The 20,988-nt window shown below is 19.1% G+C and carries 19 protein-coding genes; 12 read left to right on the forward strand and 7 right to left on the reverse strand.

Annotation, left to right across the window (positions count from 1 at the left end):
- Positions 1-22 precede the first annotated feature (22 nt).
- Complete coding sequence (gene ribD, locus GJT92_RS00250; protein ID WP_168919514.1) at positions 23-1,135, reverse strand: bifunctional diaminohydroxyphosphoribosylaminopyrimidine deaminase/5-amino-6-(5-phosphoribosylamino)uracil reductase RibD; 1,113 nt, start codon at positions 1,133-1,135, stop codon at positions 23-25.
- Positions 1,136-1,368: 233 nt separating this feature from the next.
- Here ribD and leuA point away from each other — a divergent pair, with 233 nt between their 5' ends.
- From leuA to dapA, 6 genes are all read left to right on the forward strand, one after another.
- A complete protein-coding gene (gene leuA, locus GJT92_RS00255) occupies positions 1,369-2,907 on the forward strand; it encodes a 2-isopropylmalate synthase (RefSeq protein WP_168919515.1) in 1,539 nt (512 codons plus the stop codon).
- Between the two features lie 25 nt (positions 2,908-2,932).
- Positions 2,933-4,024 carry a 3-isopropylmalate dehydrogenase gene (leuB, locus tag GJT92_RS00260; protein ID WP_168919516.1) on the forward strand — a complete coding sequence of 364 codons (1,092 nt, stop codon included), beginning with the start codon at positions 2,933-2,935 and terminating at the stop codon, positions 4,022-4,024.
- An 8-nt stretch (positions 4,025-4,032) separates the two neighbouring features.
- A complete protein-coding gene (leuC, locus tag GJT92_RS00265) occupies positions 4,033-5,436 on the forward strand; it encodes a 3-isopropylmalate dehydratase large subunit (protein ID WP_168919517.1) in 1,404 nt (467 codons plus the stop codon).
- Between the two features lie 8 nt (positions 5,437-5,444).
- On the forward strand, positions 5,445-6,044 hold the full coding sequence (leuD, locus tag GJT92_RS00270) for a 3-isopropylmalate dehydratase small subunit (RefSeq protein ID WP_168919518.1): 600 nt from the start codon (positions 5,445-5,447) through the stop codon (positions 6,042-6,044).
- Between the two features lie 20 nt (positions 6,045-6,064).
- Positions 6,065-6,733 carry an adenylate kinase family protein gene (locus GJT92_RS00275; RefSeq protein WP_168919519.1) on the forward strand — a complete coding sequence of 223 codons (669 nt, stop codon included), beginning with the start codon at positions 6,065-6,067 and terminating at the stop codon, positions 6,731-6,733.
- A 112-nt stretch (positions 6,734-6,845) separates the two neighbouring features.
- Positions 6,846-7,724 (forward strand): 4-hydroxy-tetrahydrodipicolinate synthase, encoded by an 879-nt coding sequence (gene dapA / locus GJT92_RS00280; protein ID WP_168919520.1) that lies wholly within the window; start codon positions 6,846-6,848, stop codon positions 7,722-7,724.
- Here dapA and glyS read toward each other — a convergent pair.
- Both glyS and glyQ read right to left on the reverse strand, forming a co-directional pair.
- Positions 7,716-9,785, reverse strand: a complete 2,070-nt coding sequence (gene glyS, locus GJT92_RS00285) for a glycine--tRNA ligase subunit beta (RefSeq protein WP_168919521.1) — start codon at positions 9,783-9,785, stop codon at positions 7,716-7,718. The two genes, dapA and glyS, sit on opposite strands and share 9 nt — an antisense overlap.
- Before the next feature lie 28 nt (positions 9,786-9,813).
- The gene (gene glyQ / locus GJT92_RS00290) at positions 9,814-10,692 is read right to left on the reverse strand and encodes a glycine--tRNA ligase subunit alpha (protein WP_168919522.1); all 879 of its coding nucleotides are present in this window, start codon (positions 10,690-10,692) and stop codon (positions 9,814-9,816) included.
- A 191-nt stretch (positions 10,693-10,883) separates the two neighbouring features.
- Between glyQ and GJT92_RS00295 the strand changes: the two genes are divergently transcribed.
- Genes GJT92_RS00295 through rplY form a run of 3 tightly spaced genes read left to right on the forward strand, consistent with a single transcriptional unit; the run spans position 10,884 to position 13,151 of the window.
- Positions 10,884-11,822 (forward strand): cation diffusion facilitator family transporter, encoded by a 939-nt coding sequence (locus GJT92_RS00295; protein ID WP_168919523.1) that lies wholly within the window; start codon positions 10,884-10,886, stop codon positions 11,820-11,822.
- Between the two features lie 42 nt (positions 11,823-11,864).
- Complete coding sequence (gene pfkA / locus GJT92_RS00300; RefSeq protein WP_168919524.1) at positions 11,865-12,827, forward strand: 6-phosphofructokinase; 963 nt, start codon at positions 11,865-11,867, stop codon at positions 12,825-12,827.
- Positions 12,828-12,863: 36 nt separating this feature from the next.
- Entirely contained in the window at positions 12,864-13,151 is a 288-nt protein-coding gene (rplY, locus tag GJT92_RS00305) for a 50S ribosomal protein L25 (RefSeq protein WP_168919525.1), read from the forward strand.
- A 45-nt stretch (positions 13,152-13,196) separates the two neighbouring features.
- Here rplY and dapB read toward each other — a convergent pair whose 3' ends face one another.
- Genes dapB through ileS form a run of 3 tightly spaced genes read right to left on the reverse strand, consistent with a single transcriptional unit; the run spans position 13,197 to position 17,246 of the window.
- Complete coding sequence (gene dapB, locus GJT92_RS00310) at positions 13,197-13,973, reverse strand: 4-hydroxy-tetrahydrodipicolinate reductase (protein ID WP_168919526.1); 777 nt, start codon at positions 13,971-13,973, stop codon at positions 13,197-13,199.
- Between the two features lie 29 nt (positions 13,974-14,002).
- Positions 14,003-14,476: a signal peptidase II gene (lspA, locus tag GJT92_RS00315; protein WP_168919527.1), complete on the reverse strand. Its 474-nt coding sequence runs from the start codon at positions 14,474-14,476 to the stop codon at positions 14,003-14,005.
- Complete coding sequence (ileS, locus tag GJT92_RS00320) at positions 14,451-17,246, reverse strand: isoleucine--tRNA ligase (protein ID WP_168919528.1); 2,796 nt, start codon at positions 17,244-17,246, stop codon at positions 14,451-14,453. Before ileS ends, lspA begins: the two co-directional genes overlap by 26 nt.
- 208 nt (positions 17,247-17,454) lie before the next feature.
- Here ileS and rpsT point away from each other — a divergent pair, with 208 nt between their 5' ends.
- From rpsT to gpmA, 3 genes are read left to right on the forward strand one after another with little or no spacing between them, the layout of a single operon-like run.
- On the forward strand, positions 17,455-17,718 hold the full coding sequence (rpsT, locus tag GJT92_RS00325) for a 30S ribosomal protein S20 (RefSeq protein WP_168919529.1): 264 nt from the start codon (positions 17,455-17,457) through the stop codon (positions 17,716-17,718).
- 29 nt (positions 17,719-17,747) lie between these two features.
- Entirely contained in the window at positions 17,748-18,083 is a 336-nt protein-coding gene (gene erpA, locus GJT92_RS00330; RefSeq protein WP_168919530.1) for an iron-sulfur cluster insertion protein ErpA, read from the forward strand.
- 37 nt (positions 18,084-18,120) lie between these two features.
- Positions 18,121-18,822 (forward strand): 2,3-diphosphoglycerate-dependent phosphoglycerate mutase, encoded by a 702-nt coding sequence (gpmA, locus tag GJT92_RS00335; protein ID WP_168919531.1) that lies wholly within the window; start codon positions 18,121-18,123, stop codon positions 18,820-18,822.
- A gap of 11 nt (positions 18,823-18,833) precedes the next feature.
- Here gpmA and pta read toward each other — a convergent pair whose 3' ends face one another.
- Entirely contained in the window at positions 18,834-20,975 is a 2,142-nt protein-coding gene (gene pta / locus GJT92_RS00340) for a phosphate acetyltransferase (protein ID WP_168919532.1), read from the reverse strand.
- Between the last annotated feature and the right edge of the window lie 13 nt (positions 20,976-20,988).

The following is a 20,988-nucleotide window of genomic DNA, read 5'->3' on the forward strand; positions in this document are numbered from 1 at the left end:
TATATTTTTTATATTTAAAAAATTATTTAACAGGTTTTAATATTAATTTTAAATCAGGTCCTATTTTTTTGATTTTTGTAAAATAAAAATTTGGTACATCAATAATATTTACAAATTTTTTTATATTACATAAGTTTAATGCAATATTTCCAAATAATTTAGGAGTTAAATATATAATTAATTCATCTATTAAATTATAAGTAATTAAAAATCCTGATAATATACTACCAGCTTCTATAAGAAGATTATTAATACCTTTTTTACCTAATGTTTTAAATAAATATTTTAAATCAAAATAACCATTAATTTCGGGAATAATAATTTGTTCTACATAATTAGGCCAATTTTCTAAAGTATATTTAGATTTTATTAAAAATATTTTTCCTGAATTAATTATAATATTATCACTAGGTTTTATTTTATTTAATCTATCTAAAATAATTCTAATTGGTTGTCTTAAAAATTTTTTAGGATATATTTTTTTAATATGATAATTTAATTTATTCCAATTAACTAATAAGGTAGCATTATCTTGTAATACAGTTTTACTAGTACTTAAAATAGCTGAATTTTGTGCTCTTAATTTTTGTACATCTTGTCTAGCAATTTTTGATGATATCCATTTACTATTTCCATTTAATAATGCAATTTTACCATCTAAAGAAGATGCTAATTTTAATTGTATCCAAGGAATACCTGTATTAATTCTTTTAAAAAAACCTTTATTTATAGATTCTGCTTCTTTAAATAAAATATTATTTGTAATTTTAATTCCCTTAAGTTTTAATAATTTTAAACTTTTACCATTAATTTTTGGATTAGGATCTTTTGTTGCTACTACTATACGTTTTATTTTAGCGTTAATTAATGCATTACAACAAGAAGGTGTTAAATTTGAATAATTACAAGGTTCTAATGTTAAATAAACTGTTGAATCTTTAGCATTTTCTCCAGCAATTTTTAATGCGTTAATTTCTGCATGTGATTCTCCTGTTTTAAAATGATATCCTTGACCTATAATTTTTTTATTTTTAACAATAACACAACCTACATTAGGATTAGGAGTAGTAGTAAAAATACCTAATTTTGCTAATTTAATAGCATGTAGCATATAAAATTTATCTATTAAATACATATTTACCTTATAATTTAAATTAAAATAATAATTTTAGTAAAAAATATTTTAATAATTATAAATTTTAATTTTAATTTTAATTATTTCATATTATAAATATTATTAATATAAAATTAAATAAAAATTTACAAAAATTAATTAATTATTAATATTGTTATTATAAAAATAATTTTTTAAATTATAAAAAATTAAAACAAACATATTTTATAAAATTTTTAAGAGATGATATTTATATGAAAAAAAAAATAATTCTTTTTGATACTACATTACGTGATGGAGAGCAATCATTAAAATTTAATTTAAATACCACAGAAAAAATAAAAATAGCATTAGCATTAGAAAATATGGGTATTGATATTATTGAAGTAGGATTTCCTATTTCTTCTCCAAAAGATTATAAAACATCTAAAAAAATATCACAAATTATAAAAAATAGTAAATTATGTGGTTTAGCTAGATGTAAAGAAAAAGATATAGATATGGTATATAAATCTTTAAAAAAAGCTAAAAATTTTAGAATTCATATTTTTTTAGCAACTTCTCCCATACATATTATTTCTAAATTAAAAACAAATTTAAATGAAATTATAGAAAAAATAATATTTATGATAAAATATGCTCGTAAATATACTGATGATGTTGAATTTTCTTGCGAAGATGCTAGTAGAACTCCTATTGATAATTTATGTATAATTGTAAAAAAAGCAATTATAGCAGGAGCTACAACTATTAATATTCCAGATACAGTAGGTTATACCTTTCCTCAAGAATATTATAATATTCTTTCTACATTAAAAAATAAAGTAGATAATATTGATAAATGTATTCTTTCAGTACATACGCATAATGATTTAGGAATGGCAGTAGGAAATGCAATTACTGCTATAAATGCAGGTGCTCAACAAATAGAAGGAACAATTAATGGTATAGGAGAAAGAGCAGGAAATTGTGCTTTAGAAGAAGTTATTATGGCATTATATACAAGAAAAAAAAATATAAAATATTATAATAATATTAATTATAATAAAATATATATCACAAGTAAAATAGTTAGTAAAATTTGTGATATCCCTTTATCTATAAATAAGGCTATTGTGGGAAAAAATGCTTTTTCTCATTCTTCAGGAATTCATCAAGATGGTATGATAAAAAATAAAAAAACTTATGAAATTTTAGATCCTCAAATAATTGGTTTAAATAAAACAGAATTTAATCTTACATCTAAATCTGGTAGAGCAGCTGTAAAATATCATATGAAATTAATGGGATATAAAAAATATGAATACGATATTAATAAATTATATAATAATTTTATTAAATTAGCAGATAAAAAAGGACAAATATTTAATTATGATTTAGAATCATTAGCTTTTAATACTAAAGTAGATAATTATATTGAATTTTATTCATTAAAATATTTTAATATACAATCAAGCTCTGATATATCTATTGCAACTATAAAATTAAAATGTGGTAAATTAATTAAATTAGAAGCAGCAACTGGATTAGGACCTATTGATGCAATATATAAAGTCATAATAAGAATTATTAATTATAATATAAAATTAATTAAGTATAAATTAACAACTAAAAATAATACTGAAAAATCGACAGGACAAGTAGATATTAAATTAAAATATAAAGAAAGAATTTTTAATGGGATTGGTTTATCGAAAAATATAATGAAAGCTTCTATTATTGCAATAATTAATTGTATTAATAATATTTGGAGATTTAAACAAATAAAAAAAAATATATTAAAAAATAAATAAATTTTAAAATTATTAAGGAATTAATATGTCAAATGTATTTACAATAGCTGTTCTACCAGGAGATGGTATTGGACCAGAAGTAATGAAACAAGCAATTAAAATATTAGAAAAAATTGAAAAATATTTAAATAAAAAAATTATAATTAATGAATATGTAGTAGGTGGAAAAGCAATTAATATGTATGGAAATCCTTTACCTAAAACAACATTATATGGTTGTGAAAAATCTAATGCTATATTATTTGGATCTGTTGGAGGTCCAGAATGGGATCATTTACCTTTGAATAAAAGACCAGAAAAAGGTGCATTATTAAAATTAAGAAAACATTTTAATTTATTTGCTAATTTACGTCCTGCATTTTTTTATAAAAATTTAAATACTTTAAGTCCTATAAAACAAGAAATTTTAAATAAAGGATTTGATATTATTTGTATTAGGGAATTAACTGGTGGTATATATTTTGGTTTACCTAATGGACGGAAAGGAAAAGGAATAGATGAATATGCATTTGATACAGAAATCTATTCTAGATTTGAAATAGAAAGAATTGCAAACATTGCTTTTAATATAGCTTTAAGAAGAAAAAAAAAAATTTGTTCTGTTGACAAAGCAAATGTTTTAAACACTTCCATATTATGGAGAGAAGTCCTAATAAATATATCTAAACAATATTCATCTGTAAAATTAAAACATATGTATATTGATAATATAGTTATGCAATTAATGAAAAAACCATCCCAATTTGATGTAATATTATGTCCAAACTTATTCGGTGATATAATATCTGATCAGTGTGCTATGATTACAGGTTCAATAGGTAATTTACCTTCAGCAAGTTTTAATCAAAATTTTTTTGGATTATATGAACCTGCAGGTGGTTCTGCGCCTGATATCGCAGGAAAAAATATAGCTAATCCTATTGCTCAAATTTTATCATTAGCAATGTTACTTGAATACTCTTTAAAAAATAAAAATTTATCTAAAAAAATTAAAAATGCTATTAAAAAAATATTAGATTTAGGTTATCGAACAAAAGATTTATCTACTAATAATATTAATGAAAAAATTGTTACCACAGATGATATGGGAACATTAATTATGGAATCTATTATATAGGATAATATATGAGTCAAACATTATATGAAAAAATTTATAATAGACATATTATTTATAATATAAAAAATAATATAAATTTATTATATATTGATAGACATTTTATTCATGAAGTTACTTCTCCACAGGCTTTTCAAAGTTTAAAAAATAAAAATAGAAAAGTTTATAAACCAAATAAAACATTTGCAACTATGGATCATAATGTATCAACTAAAGTTAAAGATATTAAAGCATCAGGATATATAGCACAAAAACAAATGGAAATACTTATTAAAAATTGTAATGATTTTAATATAAAATTATACGATATTTATCATCCTTTGCAAGGAATAGTACATGTTATAGGGCCAGAACAAGGAATTACACTTCCTGGCATGGTTATTGTATGTGGTGATTCACATACTTCAACTCATGGAGCGTTTGGTTCATTAGCTTTTGGTATTGGCACTACAGAAGTAGAACATGTTTTAGCAACTCAAACTTTAAAACAAAATATTGCTAAGAATATGTTAATAAATATTAATGGAGATATACCTAAAAATATTACTGCTAAAGATATAATCTTATCAATAATTAAAAAAATAGGTATTAGTGGAGGCAATGGATATGTTATTGAATTTTCTGGAAATGTAATAAAAAAACTTAGTATGGAATCAAGAATGACAATTTGTAATATGTCTATTGAAATGGGTGCAAAATCTGGATTAATTGCACCTGATAATGTTACTTTTAAATATTTAAAAAATAAAAAGTTTTCACCTAAAAATAATTTATGGACACAAGCAATGAAATATTGGAAAACTTTATATAGTGATTCAAATTCAAAATTTGATAAAATAGTAAATATTAATATTTCAAATTTATCTCCTCAAATTACTTGGGGTACCAATCCAGAACAATTAATTAGTATAAATGAATGTATACCTTTAATAAATTCTTATAAAGATAAAAATAAAAAAAAATTAGCAATTAAGGCTTTAAATTATATGAATTTATATGAAGGTACAAAATTAATTAATTTAAAAATTAATAAAGTTTTTATTGGTTCTTGTACAAATTCTAGAATTGAAGATTTAAGATTAGCTGCTAAAATAATTTTTGGTAAAAAAGTTTCTTCTAATGTGACAGCTATAGTAGTTCCTGGTTCTAATGCAGTAAAAAAACAAGCTGAAAAAGAAGGATTAGACAAAATTTTTCAAAATTCTGGTTTTGAATGGAGATATTCTGGATGTTCAATGTGTTTAGCAATGAATAATGATAGGTTAAAATCTGGTGAAAGATGTGCTTCTACTAGTAATCGAAATTTTGAAGGACGTCAAGGAAAAAATAGTAGAACACATTTAGTAAGTCCTATTATGGCAGCAATATCAGCTATATATGGTTGTTTTATCGATATAAATAAAATTATAAAATAACAAAAATTATGAAAAAAAAATTAGAATATAATGGTATTATAGCTCCCTTAAATATTTCAAATATTGATACAGATGTTATTATACCTAAACAATTTTTACAAAAAAATGATAAAAAAGGATTTGGAATATATCTTTTTAATGATTGGAGATATTTAGATAATCATCATAAAATACCTAATCCTAATTTTATTTTAAATAAAAAAGAATTTAAAAATGCAAAAATTTTATTAACTAAAGAAAATTTTGGTTGTGGATCTTCAAGAGAACATGCTCCATGGGCTTTATTAGATTTTGGTTTTAATACTATTATAGCATCTAGTTATGCAGATATATTTTATAACAATGCAATTAATAATAAATTATTATTAATAACTTTAGAGAAAGTAATAATTAATAAATTATTTTCTATTGTAAAAAAATATCCTGGAATTATTTGTAATATTGATTTAATTTCTAAAAAAATTATTATAAATAATAAATTTTTTAGTTTTAATCTTGATAAAGAAATAATCAATTTTATTACAAATAATTTGGATCAAATAGATTTAACGATGAAATATTCTAAAAAAATTCGTATGTTTGAAAAGACATATTTTCATTTTTTTTAAAAATATAAGAAATTTATAAAATGCGCATAATTTTATTAGGTCCTCCTGGAGTAGGTAAAGGAACTTATGCAAGATTTATATCTGAAAAATATAATTTACCTAATATTTCTATAGGAAATATACTAAGAAATTTTATTTTAAATAATAAAAGTTCTTTTTTAACCCATAGAATAAAAAAATATATTAATCAAGGAATAATGGTTACTGATTCAATTATAATTAAAATAATTAAAAAAAGATTAAATAATATAGATTGTAAACAAGGATTTTTATTAGATGGATTTCCTAGAAATATTTTACAAGCAAATATTTTAAAACAAGAAAATATAAAAATTAATATTGTTATTGAATTTTATATACCAAAAAATCAAATTATAAAAAGAATTATAGGTAGAAAAATACATGAATCTTCAGGAAGAACATATCATGAAATTTTAAATCCTCCAAAAATAAAAAATAGAGATGATATAACAGGAGAAAAATTAATAACTAGAATAGATGATAATATTATTACAATTAATAATCGTTTAAAAGAATATTTAATACAAACTGAACCATTAATTAATTATTATAAAAAAAAATTTCTAAAAAATAATTTTTTTTATAAAAAAATTAATAATATGTCATCTATTTTAAGTGTACAAAAAAAAATAAATAATTTTCTAAATTTAATTAAAAAAAATAAATAAAAAATTATATTTAAAAAATTTATAATTTTATAGTTATAAATATAATAATTTGTTTATTTGTTTTAAATTTGTTATTATAAATAAATTAAAAATATTAAAGATGGATTATCTAATGTTCACCGGAAGTATTGTAGCACTTATAACTCCAATGGATATTAAAGGTAATATTTGTAAAATAAGTTTAAAAAAACTTATTAAGTATCATATTAATAGTGGTACGAAAGCAATTGTTGTTGTAGGAACGACAGGTGAATCAGCTACATTAACATATAATGAACGTATTAAAGTAATAATGTATGCATTAGATTATTCAGAAAATAAAATACCAATTATTGCTGGAACTGGATTTAATGCTACATCTAAAAGTATAGCAATGATATCTATTCTTGAAAATTCAGGCATAATAGGATGTTTAAATATTACACCATATTATAATCGTCCAACACAAGAAGGTTTATATCAGCATTTTAAAAAAATTGCAAATAATACTAAATTACCACAATTATTATATAATGTTCCTATAAGAACTGGATGTGATTTATTACCGGAAACAATTTGTAAATTATCAAAAATTAAAAATATAATAGGTATTAAAGAAGCTACTGGAGATTTGTCTAGAATAAATAAAATTAAAAATTTAATTAATAAAAAATTTTTTTTAATTAGTGGAGATGACAAAACTTCTTTTGAATTTATGCAATTAGGTGGAGATGGTGTTATATCAGTTACTGCTAATATTGCAGCAAAAACAATGAAAAAGTTTTGTGATTATATAAAAGAAAAAAAATTTGATAAAGCAAAAAAAATTAATCAAAATTTAATTAAATTACATAACCAATTATTTATTGAATCTAATCCTATACCCATAAAATGGGCTGCAAAAAAAATAGGATTAATAAATAGTGATAAAATAAGATTACCATTAACTCCACTTACAAAATTAAATAAAAAAATTATTAAAATTACATTAAAAGAGTTAAATTTAATATAAATTTTCAAGATTAATTACAGTTAATAAATATTTTTTGATATTATATAATATTGTAATTCTATTATTTTTAATAGTTTTATTTTTATGATTAATTATCACTTTTTTGAAAAATTTATCTATAGGATAATATAATTCTGATAATATTAATAATATATTATAATATTCATAATTTTTAATTTTTAATTTTAAAATTTTAGATAATTTTATAATATAATTAACTAAAATAATTTCTTCTTTTTTTTTTAATAAAGATAAATTAATTTGATAATTATAATTAACATATTTTTCATTTTTTAATAAAATTTTATTTATTCTTTTATTAATAAAAATTAATAAAATACTTTGCTTTTTTTCAATTTTAAAAAATTTATCTAAAGCTTTTATTTTATAATCTAAAATTATTAATTCATCAATTTTACAATTTAAAACAGAATAAATAATTTTTTTATTATAACCTAATGATATATACCAATTTTTACATCTATTTTTTATAAAAATCATTATTTTTTCTGATATTTGTTTTTTATTAGTAAAATTTTTTTTATATAAAAATAAACTTAAATAAATTAATTTAATAAAATTAATTTTTAATTTATTTTCTATAATAATACGTATAATAACTAATGTTATTACTTTTAAAGCAAAAGGATCTTTATTACCTGTTGGTAATAAAGATATATTAGAAATTCCCACTAAAGTATCTATTTTATCTGAAATAAATAAAATACAAGAAATAATATTTTTAGGTATTAAATAATTTTTATTATGTTGATATTGTTCTTTAATTGCTTTTATTACATTTTTATTTTCTTTATTATATTTTGCATAATACATTGCCATAATACCCTGTAATTCAGGAAATTCATAAACTATTTGTGTTACTAAATCACATTTAGATAATTTACTAGCTCTAATACAATATTCTATATTAACATTAAGTATTTTTGCTAAAAATTTAGATATTTGTTCTACACGAATAGTTTTATCAAATAAATTACCTAAATTTTTTTGAAAAATAACATTTTTTAATTTATCTAAATATACTTCTAATTTTATTTTCAAATCATTTTTAAAAAAAAATTGAACATCTTTAAATTTTGATTTAAGAATTTGTTCATGATTATTTATAATAATTTTATTATTATTTGTTTTAATATTTATTAAAATAATGAAATTAGATAATAAATGATTATTTTTATCATATAAAGGAATATATTTTTGACATTTTTCCATAACATATATTAATATTTTAGAAGGTAAAAATAAAAATTTTTTATTAAATTTTCCTAATAATAAAACAGGCCATTCAACCATAGAAGTTAGTTCTTCTAAAAAATTATTAGTTATTTTTGTATAACTATTTAAATTAATTGCTATTTTTTTGATTTCATTAGAAATTATATTTTTACGTTTAATAAAATCAACTATTACTTTGCCCTTTTTAAATAATAATTTTTCATAATTTATTGCATTTTTTAAAATTATTTTTTTTTTACACATAAATCTATGTCCTAAAATAATATTATTAGACTTAATATGTAATATATTTTTTCTAATATTTTCTTCTCCTAACATAAATACTAAATTTCTAATAGGTCTAATAAATTTAAAAATATTTTTATCCCAATACATAAAATTAGGAATAGAAGAAATGTTTTTTAAAGAATTTATAACCATATTTGTTAATAAATTTTTAATATGCAATCCTTTTATTATTTTTTTATAAAATATATAATTTTTTTTATAAAAAATATCTTTTATATTATTAATCTTTTGTTTTTTTATCCAAAATTTTACTTTATCAATTAAAAAAATATTTTTTTCATTAGAAACATAAGGACCTTTAATAATTTTAATAAAATTTTCTTGTATAATATTTAAATGACATACTTGTATAGCAATTCTTCTAGATGTAGCAAAACATTTTATTATTTCATATTTAAAATTATTTTTTTTTAATTCATCTTCAAAATTTTTTTTAATTATTTTAGATATTTTTAATAAATAAATAAAAGGTATTTCTTCTGTCCCAATTTCTATTAATAATGTATCTTTAAACATAAAATTATATTACCTAATCAATGATTTTTTATTTTATATAATTATAATATTTTATTGCAATTAATTTTGTCATATTACGTAATTTTAAAATATATCTTTGTCTTTCAGTATGTGATAAAAAATGTCTTGATTCTAATAAATTAAAACAATGAGATGCTTTTAGAAGTTTATCATATGCAGGTAATATTAATGGTGATTTTAATTCTAATAAATAATTTATTTCTTTTTCATAATGTTTAAAAGAATAAATAAGAAAATTTATATCTGCATGTTTAAAATTATAAATAGATTGTTCTATCTCATTTTGTTTAAAAATATCACCATAAGTAGTGTAAAAATGTTTATTTTTACTCCATACTAAATCAAATATATTTTTTACATTTTGTAAATGCATCGCTAATCTTTCTAAACCATAAGTAATTTCTCCAGTTATAGGATTACATATAATACCTCCCATTTGTTGAAAATATGTAAATTGAGTTATTTCTGTCCCATTTAACCATATTTCCCATCCAATTCCATAAGCACCTAAAGTAGGATTTTCCCAATTATCATCTATAAAACGAATATCATTATTTTGTAAATTTAATTTTAATTCTTCTAAAGATTTTAAATATAAATTTTGAATATTATTAGGAGGAGGTTTCATTATTACTTGAAACTGATAATATTGTTGTAGTCTATTAGAACTTTTACCATATCTTCCATCTGATGGACGTCTTGATAATTGTATATAGGCAATTTTTGCAGGTTTTGTCCCTATTGCATATAAACATGTCATAGGATGTGATGTTGCTGCTCCAACTTCTGTATCAATAGGTTGTATTATATTACAACCTTGTTCTAACCAATAATTTTGTAAAATAAATATCATTCCTTGAAATGTTTTTTCATTTAATTTTTTCATCTTTTAAATTAATTTAAAATCATAAAAATAATTTAATTATTATATATAATTTTTTATAAAAAAATATAAATTAAAATTTAACATATTTTTTATAGAAAAAAAATTGATGTTAAAGTAATCTATTATTCTTAAAGTATAAAAATGTTTATTTATAATAAATTATAAAATTTTAATAGGAATGAAATATAAATATGAATAATATTTCTGAAAAAATATCTTTTAAAAAAAGTGAAAATGAATATAATAAATTAATAACAAAAGCAACAAATTTAGCAATATTATTATCTTTAACATTATTAATTTTAAAATTATTAGCTTGGTGGCAAACAAAATCAATAAGTATGTTAGCTGCTTGTATAGATTCTTTAGTAGATATTACATCTTCAACAATTAATTTATTAATTATATATTATTCTTTACAACCAGCAGATTTAGAACATACATTTGGACATGGAAAAGCTGAATCATTATCTGCATTAGCACAAAGTATATTTATTTGTATAACAGCTATTTTTTTATTTTTAAATAGTTTAAAATATATATCTCATCCTACAGAATTATATTATCCAATTATAGGTATATTAGTTATAATTATTTCATTTTTTTTAACTTTAATTTTAGTTATTTTTCAAAAAAAAGTAATTAAAAGAACAAATAGTCAAGCTACTCATGCTGATATGATCCATTATGAATCAGATATTTTAATTAATAGTGCTATTTTATTAGCATTAATTTTAAATTTTTTTAATGTAAAACAAGCAGATTCCTTAATAGCATTAATTATAAGTTTATTTATTTTTTTTAATTCATTTAAAGTAGGATATAAAGCTATACAATCTTTGTTAGATAGATCTTTACCTGATAATGAAAAAAAAATAATTATAGATATAATAACTTCTTGGCCTAAAGTTATGGGAGCACATCAATTAAAAACAAGACAATCTGGTCCTACTCGTTTTATACAACTTCATTTAGTTTTAGAAGATAATCTACCTCTATTAGAATCACATTCAATTTCAAAAAAAATAGAGAATGCTTTAAATAAAAAATTTCCTTATTCAGATATAATTATTCATCAAGATCCATATTCTATTGTATCTAAAAAATATAAAGGTTTTTTTAAAAAATAATTAATATTAATATATAATTATATATTATTGAGGTATCATAATATGATTCAGAAAATTGGCGTTCTTACAAGTGGAGGAGATTCTCCAGGAATGAATGCTGCTATCAGAGGTGTTGTTAGAACAGCAATAGGAAATAATATTGAAGTTTATGGGATATGTAATGGTTATTTAGGTTTATATAATAATAATATAATAAAACTAAATAGACATAGTGTTTCTGATATTATAAATAGAGGAGGAACTTTTTTAGGTTCAGCTCGTTTTCCAAAATTTAAAAATAAAAAAATACGTTCTATTGCTATAAATAATATGAAAAAACATGGTATTAATGCATTAGTTGTAATAGGAGGTGATGGGACATATATGGGTGCAAAATTATTAACTGAAATGGGATTTCCATGTATAGGTATTCCAGGTACTATTGATAATGATGTAGTAGGAACTGATTATAGTATAGGTTATTTCACAGCTTTAGAAACTATTGTACAGGCTATTGATCGATTAAGAGATACATCTACTTCACACCAAAGAATATCTATTGTGGAAATTATGGGAAGAAAATGCGGAGATTTAACTTTATCAGCAGCAATTGCTGGAGGTTGTGAATTTATTGTTTTACCAGAAATTGATTATAATCAAAATGATTTAGTAGAAGAAATAAAATTAGGTATAGCAAGAGGGAAAAAACATGCAATAGTATTGATTACAGAATTTATTTGTGATATTAATAAATTAGCTAAATATATTGAAACTAAAATTAAACGTGAAACTAGAACTACAGTTTTAGGACATATACAAAGAGGTGGTTCTCCAGTTGCATTTGATCGTATTTTAGCATCTCGCATGGGTAATTATTCTGTTGAATTATTATTTCAAGGTTATGGAGGTAGATGCATAGGAGTACAAAATGATAAAATGGTTCATCATGATATTATTGATGCTATTTTAAATATGAAAAAAATTTTTAAAAAAGATTTATTAGATACAGCTAAAAAATTATTTTAATATAAAATTAATGAATTATAAAAAGAGATATAAGATATGTATAACATCCGATTTTTTAACAGAAAAAACATAGGAAAAAAATTTAGTAGAAAATTACGAATTAATAATAAGTTTCCAGCTATTATTTATGGTAAAAAAATAAAAGAAATACCTATTACTATTCATAGTAATGAAATGATTAATATTAATTTAAAAAATTTTTTTTCAAAAAAATTTAAATTAATAAATGAAAAAAATAAAATTTTTGAAGTAAAAATTATAGATATTCAATATCATCCTTATAAAATTACTAAAATATATCATATAGATTTTTTATTTATTTAATAAAAAAATTATCTATATAAACATATTTTTTTATCTATAACAAAATTACATTCCTAAAACATCATTCATACTATACATACCTTTATGTTTATTACTTATCCAAATAGCTGCTTTTATAGCTCCTTTAGCAAAAGATGTTCTATTTGATGCTTTATGTGTTAATTCTATTTGTTCACCCATAAAAGAAAATAAAATATTATGTTCCCCATATAAATCAGCTGCCCTAATAGAATGAAAATTAATTTTTTTTACAATATTATTTTTTTTAAAAATTTGTAAAATAATATCACCAATAGATAAAGCAGTACCTGATGGTAAATCTATTTTATTTTTATGATGTTTTTCAATTATATCTATATCTAAATTTTTTTTTTTATTTTTACAAAAAATTTTAGTTATATTTTCTATTATTTTAAATAATATATTAATACCTTGACTAAAATTAGAAGATAAAATAATAGCTATCTTCTTTGATATTTTTGTTATTACTATTTTTTGTTCTTTAGTAAAACCTGTTGTTCCAATAACAATTTTTTTATTATATTTTTTACATATATTAATATTTTCTATTGTAGAAAATGGATTTGTAAAATCTATTAAAACATCAAATTTATTAATAACATCTATTATATTATAATTTATTTTTAATAAATGAGATTTATATAAAATTTTATTTGGATTATTTAATATTTTTTTTTTTCTTTCTAAAAGACAACTCAATAAAATATTATTTTCTTTTTCCATATTTAATACTTTTAATATACTTTTTCCCATACGTCCATTAATACCGGCTATTGCTAAACGAATTTGATTTTTTTTCATAATAAAACCTATTACATTATTGTTATTATTTATAATATATAATAATTAATTATTAAAATAAATATACCAATAAATATTAAAGTATCTGCAATATTAAAAATTGGTAAATGATAATTATTAATATGTAAATCTATAAAATCTATTACAAAACCATAATTAATTCTATTAATTAAATTACCTAATATTCCACTAATTATAAAATTATAGGATAATATATTATCTTTATATTTTATAAAGAAAAAAATCATACTTAAAATAATAATATTTATTATTAATAAAATATTATTAAAGTAATTACTAAAAAAACCAAAGATTATTCCATAATTTTTTAAATAAGTGAAATTTAAATAAGATTTAATATAATAACTATCATATAATTTTATATATTTAATAATATAATTTTTACTAATAATATCTATACTAACTAATATAATTATATTAAATATATTTAATAAATTAATTTTTTTAAAAAAATTATTAAATAAATAAACGTTTTTCACCATTTCCTAATGTGTTTAATTTACAACGATCACAAATATCATCAAAAATATTTTTTGTATAATACCAACATCTTTTACATTTTAAATATTTAGATTTTATAATTTTAAATTTTTTTATTAATTTTTTATTAAAATTTTTTGTATATTTAAAATATATAATTTTGGATACTAATAATAAAAAACGTAATTCTGTACCTAATAATATTAATTTTTCATATATATTATGATTTACATATACAGTAATGTTAGCTTCTAAAGAATTTTTTATAATTTTTTTATTTCTAGCATATTCAATAATTTTATTTATTTCATTCTTAAAAATAAAAATATCATTCCAATATTCATTATTCATTATAGATTTTGATGATAAGTAAAATAACTTCGAATACCATTCTTCTGTAAAAATATATTTATTTCTTAATCCAGGTATATAATTCCAAATTTCATGTGCTGTAAAAGAAAGTATTGGTGCTATCCATCTAACTAATGATTCAATAATCATATATAGAGCTGTTTGACAACTTAATCTTTCTATACTTTTTTTTTTAAATGTATATTGTCTATCTTTAATAAGATCTAAATATATAGATCCTAAATCTATAGAACAAAATTGCATAATTTCTTGAACAACATTTTGTATGTTATAATTTTTATAAAAATAAATAATTTTTTTTTGGATTATTTTAGTTTTATGAATAATCCATTTATCTAAAATTAACATTTGATTTTCTTTTATTGTATCTTTTTCAGGTATAAAATCATATAAATTAGATAATAAAAATCTTGCGGTATTACGAATACGTCTATAAATTTCTGTGATTTTTTGTAATATCTTTTTAGAAATATTTACTTCATTATAATAATCGGTAGATGCAACCCATAATCTTAAAATATCACTACCTAAAATATTAACTATATTTTGTGGTTTAATAATATTTCCTAAAGATTTAGACATTTTTTTCCCTTTACCATCAACAGTAAATCCATGACTAATAATTGTTTTATAAGGAGAAATTTTATCTATAGCTGTTGAAATAATTAAAGAAGAAATAAACCATCCTCTATATTGATCTGTTCCTTCTAAATATATATCAACTTGTTTTTTATATAATTCATTTATTTTTTTAATAATTACATTATAAGTAGAACCAGAATCAAACCAAACATCTAAAACATCAGTAACTTTTTCGTAAAAAATTGAATCTTTACCTAAAAACTTTTTAATATCTAAATCCCACCATTCTTGTATTCCATTTTTTTCTATCATACATGCTATTTTTTCTATAAATTCTATAGAATTAATATGTATTTTTTGTGTTTTTTTATTAATAAATAAAGGAATTGGAATACCCCAAACTCTTTGTCTAGATATGCACCAATCAGGTCTTTTTTCTAACATACTAAACATTCTATTAAAACCCCAATTAGGAATCCATTTTATTTTTTTTATTAATTTTTTTGCTAATTTTCTAATATTATTTTTATCCATACTAATAAACCATTGTGGGGTAGAAACATAGATTATTGGTATCTTATGACGCCAACAATATGGATATTGATGTACGTAATTTTCTGATAGAAATAGTGAATTTTTGTTTTCTAAAATTTTTTTAATTATTTTTTCTGAAGAAAAAATATTTTTTTTATCTAATTTAGGATGTATATTTTTTATAAAAAAACCTTTTTTATCAATAATATTTTTATCTAAACATTTTATATTTTCTTTATTACATATGTTATAATCTTCCAATCCATGATTAGGAGCCATATGTACAATACCAGTTCCAGATTTCTTAGAAACATTATTACTAATAATTAAAGATGAAATTTTATTATTAATAGGATTTTTTATTTTAATATAGTTTTTATTAAAATTTTTACCCTTAATCTCTCCTATAATTTTCCAATTTTTAATTTTAATTTTTAACATAATAATATTAACTAAATTTTTTGCTATTATAATAATATCTTCATTAATTTTTATAAATTGATAATAAATTTTAGGATTTAAAGCAATAGCTTTATTAGCTGGTATAGTCCAAGGCGTAGTTGTCCATATTAAAAATGAAATATCAAAATATTTTTTTTTTGTATTTATAATTTTATTTAAAAAATCTGTATTAATAATTTTAAATTTAACATAAAATGTTAATGATTTTTTACTAACATAATTAACTTCAGCTTCAGCTAAAGAAGAAAGACACTTTGTACACCAATATACAGGTTTTTCCCCTTTATATATATGTTTATTTTGTATTAATTGTCCTAGAGTACGAACAATATTTGCTTCAGTTTTAAAATCCATAGTTAAATATGAATTATTCCAATCTGCAATTATTCCTAATCTAATAAAATCTTTTTTTTGTTGTTTAATTTGTTTTAAAGCATAATTTCTACATTCAATTCTAAATTTTTTTTTAGAAATTTTTTTATTTTTAAATATTTTTTCTACTTCTTGTTCAATTGGTAATCCGTGACAATCCCATCCAGGTATAAATATTGTATAATATCCATCCATATTTTTAGATTTAATAATAATATCTTTTAATATTTTATTAAAAGCGTGTCCAATATGAATATTTCCATTAGCATATGGGGGACCATCATGTAAAATAAATTTTTTATTATTTTTTTTACTATTTAATATTAATTTATATAAATTATCTTTTGTCCATTGTTTTAATATAACTAATTCATTAACTATTAAATTAGCTTTCATTGGAAATTTTGTTTTTGGTAAATTTAAATTAAATTGATTTTTCATTCTAATCATCTTAAATATTTAAGTTTTTAAAAAATTATATTTTAATATTTTTTATTTTAATAAAATAAATAATATAATTTTTATTTAATAAAAAATTAATAAATATAAAATTAATTTTATTTATATAGAGATATTATATATAATAATATTTTATGTAAATATTTAATTTTTATAAAATAATAATAGTTAAATTTATAAAATTTGAAGGATTTTTTATATGGCGAATACAAGATCATCTAAAAAGAGAATTTTAAAATCAGAACAAAAAAGAAAATATAATGTAAATTATCGATCTATGTTACGTACATTTATTAAAAAAGTTAATAGTGCTATATTTAATAAAAATATAAAATTATCAAAAAAAATGTTTAAAATAACACAATCTATTTTAGATAGACAAGTACAAAAAGGATTAATTCATAAAAATAAAGCATCTCGTTATAAATCTAAATTGTATAACAAAATCATAAATATTACTTAATATTATTATTAATATTTACAATTAAAATAATGAAAAATAAATTAATTAATGAATCTATTATTTTAACAAAAAAAGCAGCTAAAAAGATAAAAACATTATGTTATAAAAATATTAATTTTAGAGTATTTATTATAGGAGGAGGATGTAGTGGTTTTAAATATGATTTTACATTAGATAAAAATATAAGAAAAAATGATGTTGTCATAAATATATTTGGAATAAATATTTTAATAGACAAAATAAGTATTCAATATTTATATGGAAGTATAATTGATTATATTGAAAATATCGAAGAATCTAAATTTGTTATTAAAAATTCAAATATGAAAAATACATGTAGTTGTGGTTCTTCATTTGACATTTAATATAAAAATATAAATTTTTTTAAAAGGATAAAAATTTATGTCTAATATAAAGTTAGTATTATTACGTCACGGACAAAGTGAATGGAATAAAAAAAATTTATTTACTGGTTGGCGAGACGTTAAATTATCAAAAGAGGGAAAAATTGAAGCAATACAAGCAGGAAAAATATTAAAAAATTTTAATTTTAAATTTGATTACGCTTATACTTCTGTCTTAAAAAGAGCGATAAATACTTTATGGTTTATTTTAAAAGAATTAGATCAATTATGGATTCCTGTAAAAAAAACATGGAGATTAAATGAAAGACATTATGGATCTTTACAAGGAATGAATAAAAAACAAGTTTTAAAAAAATTTGGGAAAATACAAGTTCAGAAATGGCGTCGTAGTTTTACTACTAAACCACCATTATTATCAATAGAAGATCCTAAATGGGAAAGATTTGATCCTAAATATGCAAAATTAGATGATCATCAATTACCTTTATCAGAAAGTTTATCTACAACTCTAGAAAGAGTTGTTTATATATGGAAAAATAATATTTTACATAAAATTATGAATGGTGAACGTATTCTTATTGTTGCACATGGAAATTCATTAAGAGCTTTTATTAAATATATAGAAAATATTAGTGATAAAGAAATTATTAATTTAAATTTACCTACTGGTAGTCCTATTATTTGCGAGTTTAATAATAAATTAAAATTTAAAAAAAGATATTATCTAGATGATATATAAATAAATTATATTTAATTTTTTAATTGTGTTTGTATAACTGTTGCTGCTATTGTATAAATTATATCTTCAATTGAAGATCCTCTTGAAAGATCATTTATTGGTTGATTAATACCTTGTAATATGGGCCCTATAGAAATAATATTAGATGTTTTTTGTACAGCTTTATAAGTGGTATTACCAGTATTTAGATCTGGAAAAATAATAATATTAGCATTACCAGCAACTAAAGAATTTGGAGATTTATATTTTCCAATATTTTCTATTACAGCTGCATCATATTGCAATGGACCATCTATCATTAATTTAGGAAATTTATTTTTTACTAATTTAGTTGCTTTATATACTTTTTCTACTTCTATACCTTGACTAGAAGTACCAGTAGAATATGAAATCATTGCTATTTTAGGATTTATTATATTAAATAATTTACTAGTTTCCCAAGATTGTATTGCAATTTCTGCTAATTGTTTATAATTAGGATTAGGATTAATAGCACAATCACCATATATTAATATATTTTTGGGTAATAACATTATAAATATTGATGAAATTATAGAAAATCTTGGTAAATTTTTAATAATTTGTAATGCAGGTCTAATAGTATTAGCAGTTGTTGTATTAGCTCCAGAAACTATACCATCTACTTCTTTTTGTTTCAACATCATGGTAGATAAAATCATATTATCTTTTAATAATTCTATTGCTTTTTTTTGACTGAGTAACTTATGTTTTCTTATATACATTAATTTTTCTACATAATTATTTCTAATAAGATTAGGATCAATTATATTAATATTATTTAAATTTATATTATTTATTTTAGCTATATTATGAATTTTTTTTATTTTTCCCAAAAGTATACAATTAGCTATATTTTTTTGATAACATATTGAAGCAGCTTGAAGAGTACGTATTTCATTACCTTCTGGTAATAAAATTGTTTTTTTTAATTTTTGTGCTTTTTCTATTAAATTATATTTAAAAATATATGGAGAAATATAAAATTTATAATTTACATATTTTTTAGAAAAAATTTTCTCAGGAATGTACAATGAAACATATTTAATAATGTTAGATATTAATTTATTATCATAGATCGGAAAGAGATATTTATAAATATTATGTAACTTTAAGTGTGTTTTATAAATATTATCTTCTGTATATAAAATGGTTAAATTATTAAATTTAGCAATTTTTATAATTTTTGAAAAAAAATAATTAATTTTATTAACTTTATTATTTGTTATGAAGTCAGTAAATAATATACTATTACAAAAAACATTTTTAGACATTACCTGATATATTTTTTTTATACTTTCCATATCATTTATAGAAATAATTAATAAAGATTTAATAAAAATTTTTTGTTTTATAAAAGATAATTTATTAAAAAATAAAATATATTTAATTCTATTATATATAATATTAATTATTTTACAATTTAAATAACTACAAATATCTTTTAAATTAATTCCAAATATAAAATTTTTTAACCATGGAACAAGTATTATATTATTATATAAAATTAATGAATTATTATTTTCAATATTTTTTATATTTTCTAATTTATCTTTAAATATATTTAAATTATAAAAAAAAGGATTGTGATTTTGATTATTATATATTTTTTTAATAAAAAAATATACTTTCTTTATATTAAAATTAAATAATTTTTTTTTAAATAAAATATTAATTTTAGATTTAATTTTTTCTAAAGTTTCATTTTCTAAATTTATTGATGTAATAAATATTATTTCTGCATTAAAAATATTTGCCATATCACAATTTAATTTAAATAATAATTGTTCCATATATGTAAAATTAATTCCTTCTATAAAAAAAATATCTGTATCATCTATATTTTCATAATATTTTTTTATTATATTATTTATAATATTATCATATTCAATAGTCTTATCAAATAAATTAATATCATTTATTTTTAAAGAATTTATTAATTTAATATTAGGATAATATTTTTTTAAAATAGAATTAGTATAACTAAAATTATGATTTTCTATTTGAGTAATAGGTTTAAAGAATTTACATTTTAATTTTTTATTTTGTATATTATTTAATAATCCTAAATTCATACTAGTAAAAAAATGTATATCAACATCTACTGGTATAGATATAATTATTTTTTTTAACATAATTATTTACCTC

It is taken from the genome of Enterobacteriaceae endosymbiont of Donacia clavipes (assembly GCF_012570365.1).
In the GTDB taxonomy this organism is placed as follows: Bacteria; Pseudomonadota; Gammaproteobacteria; order Enterobacterales; family Enterobacteriaceae.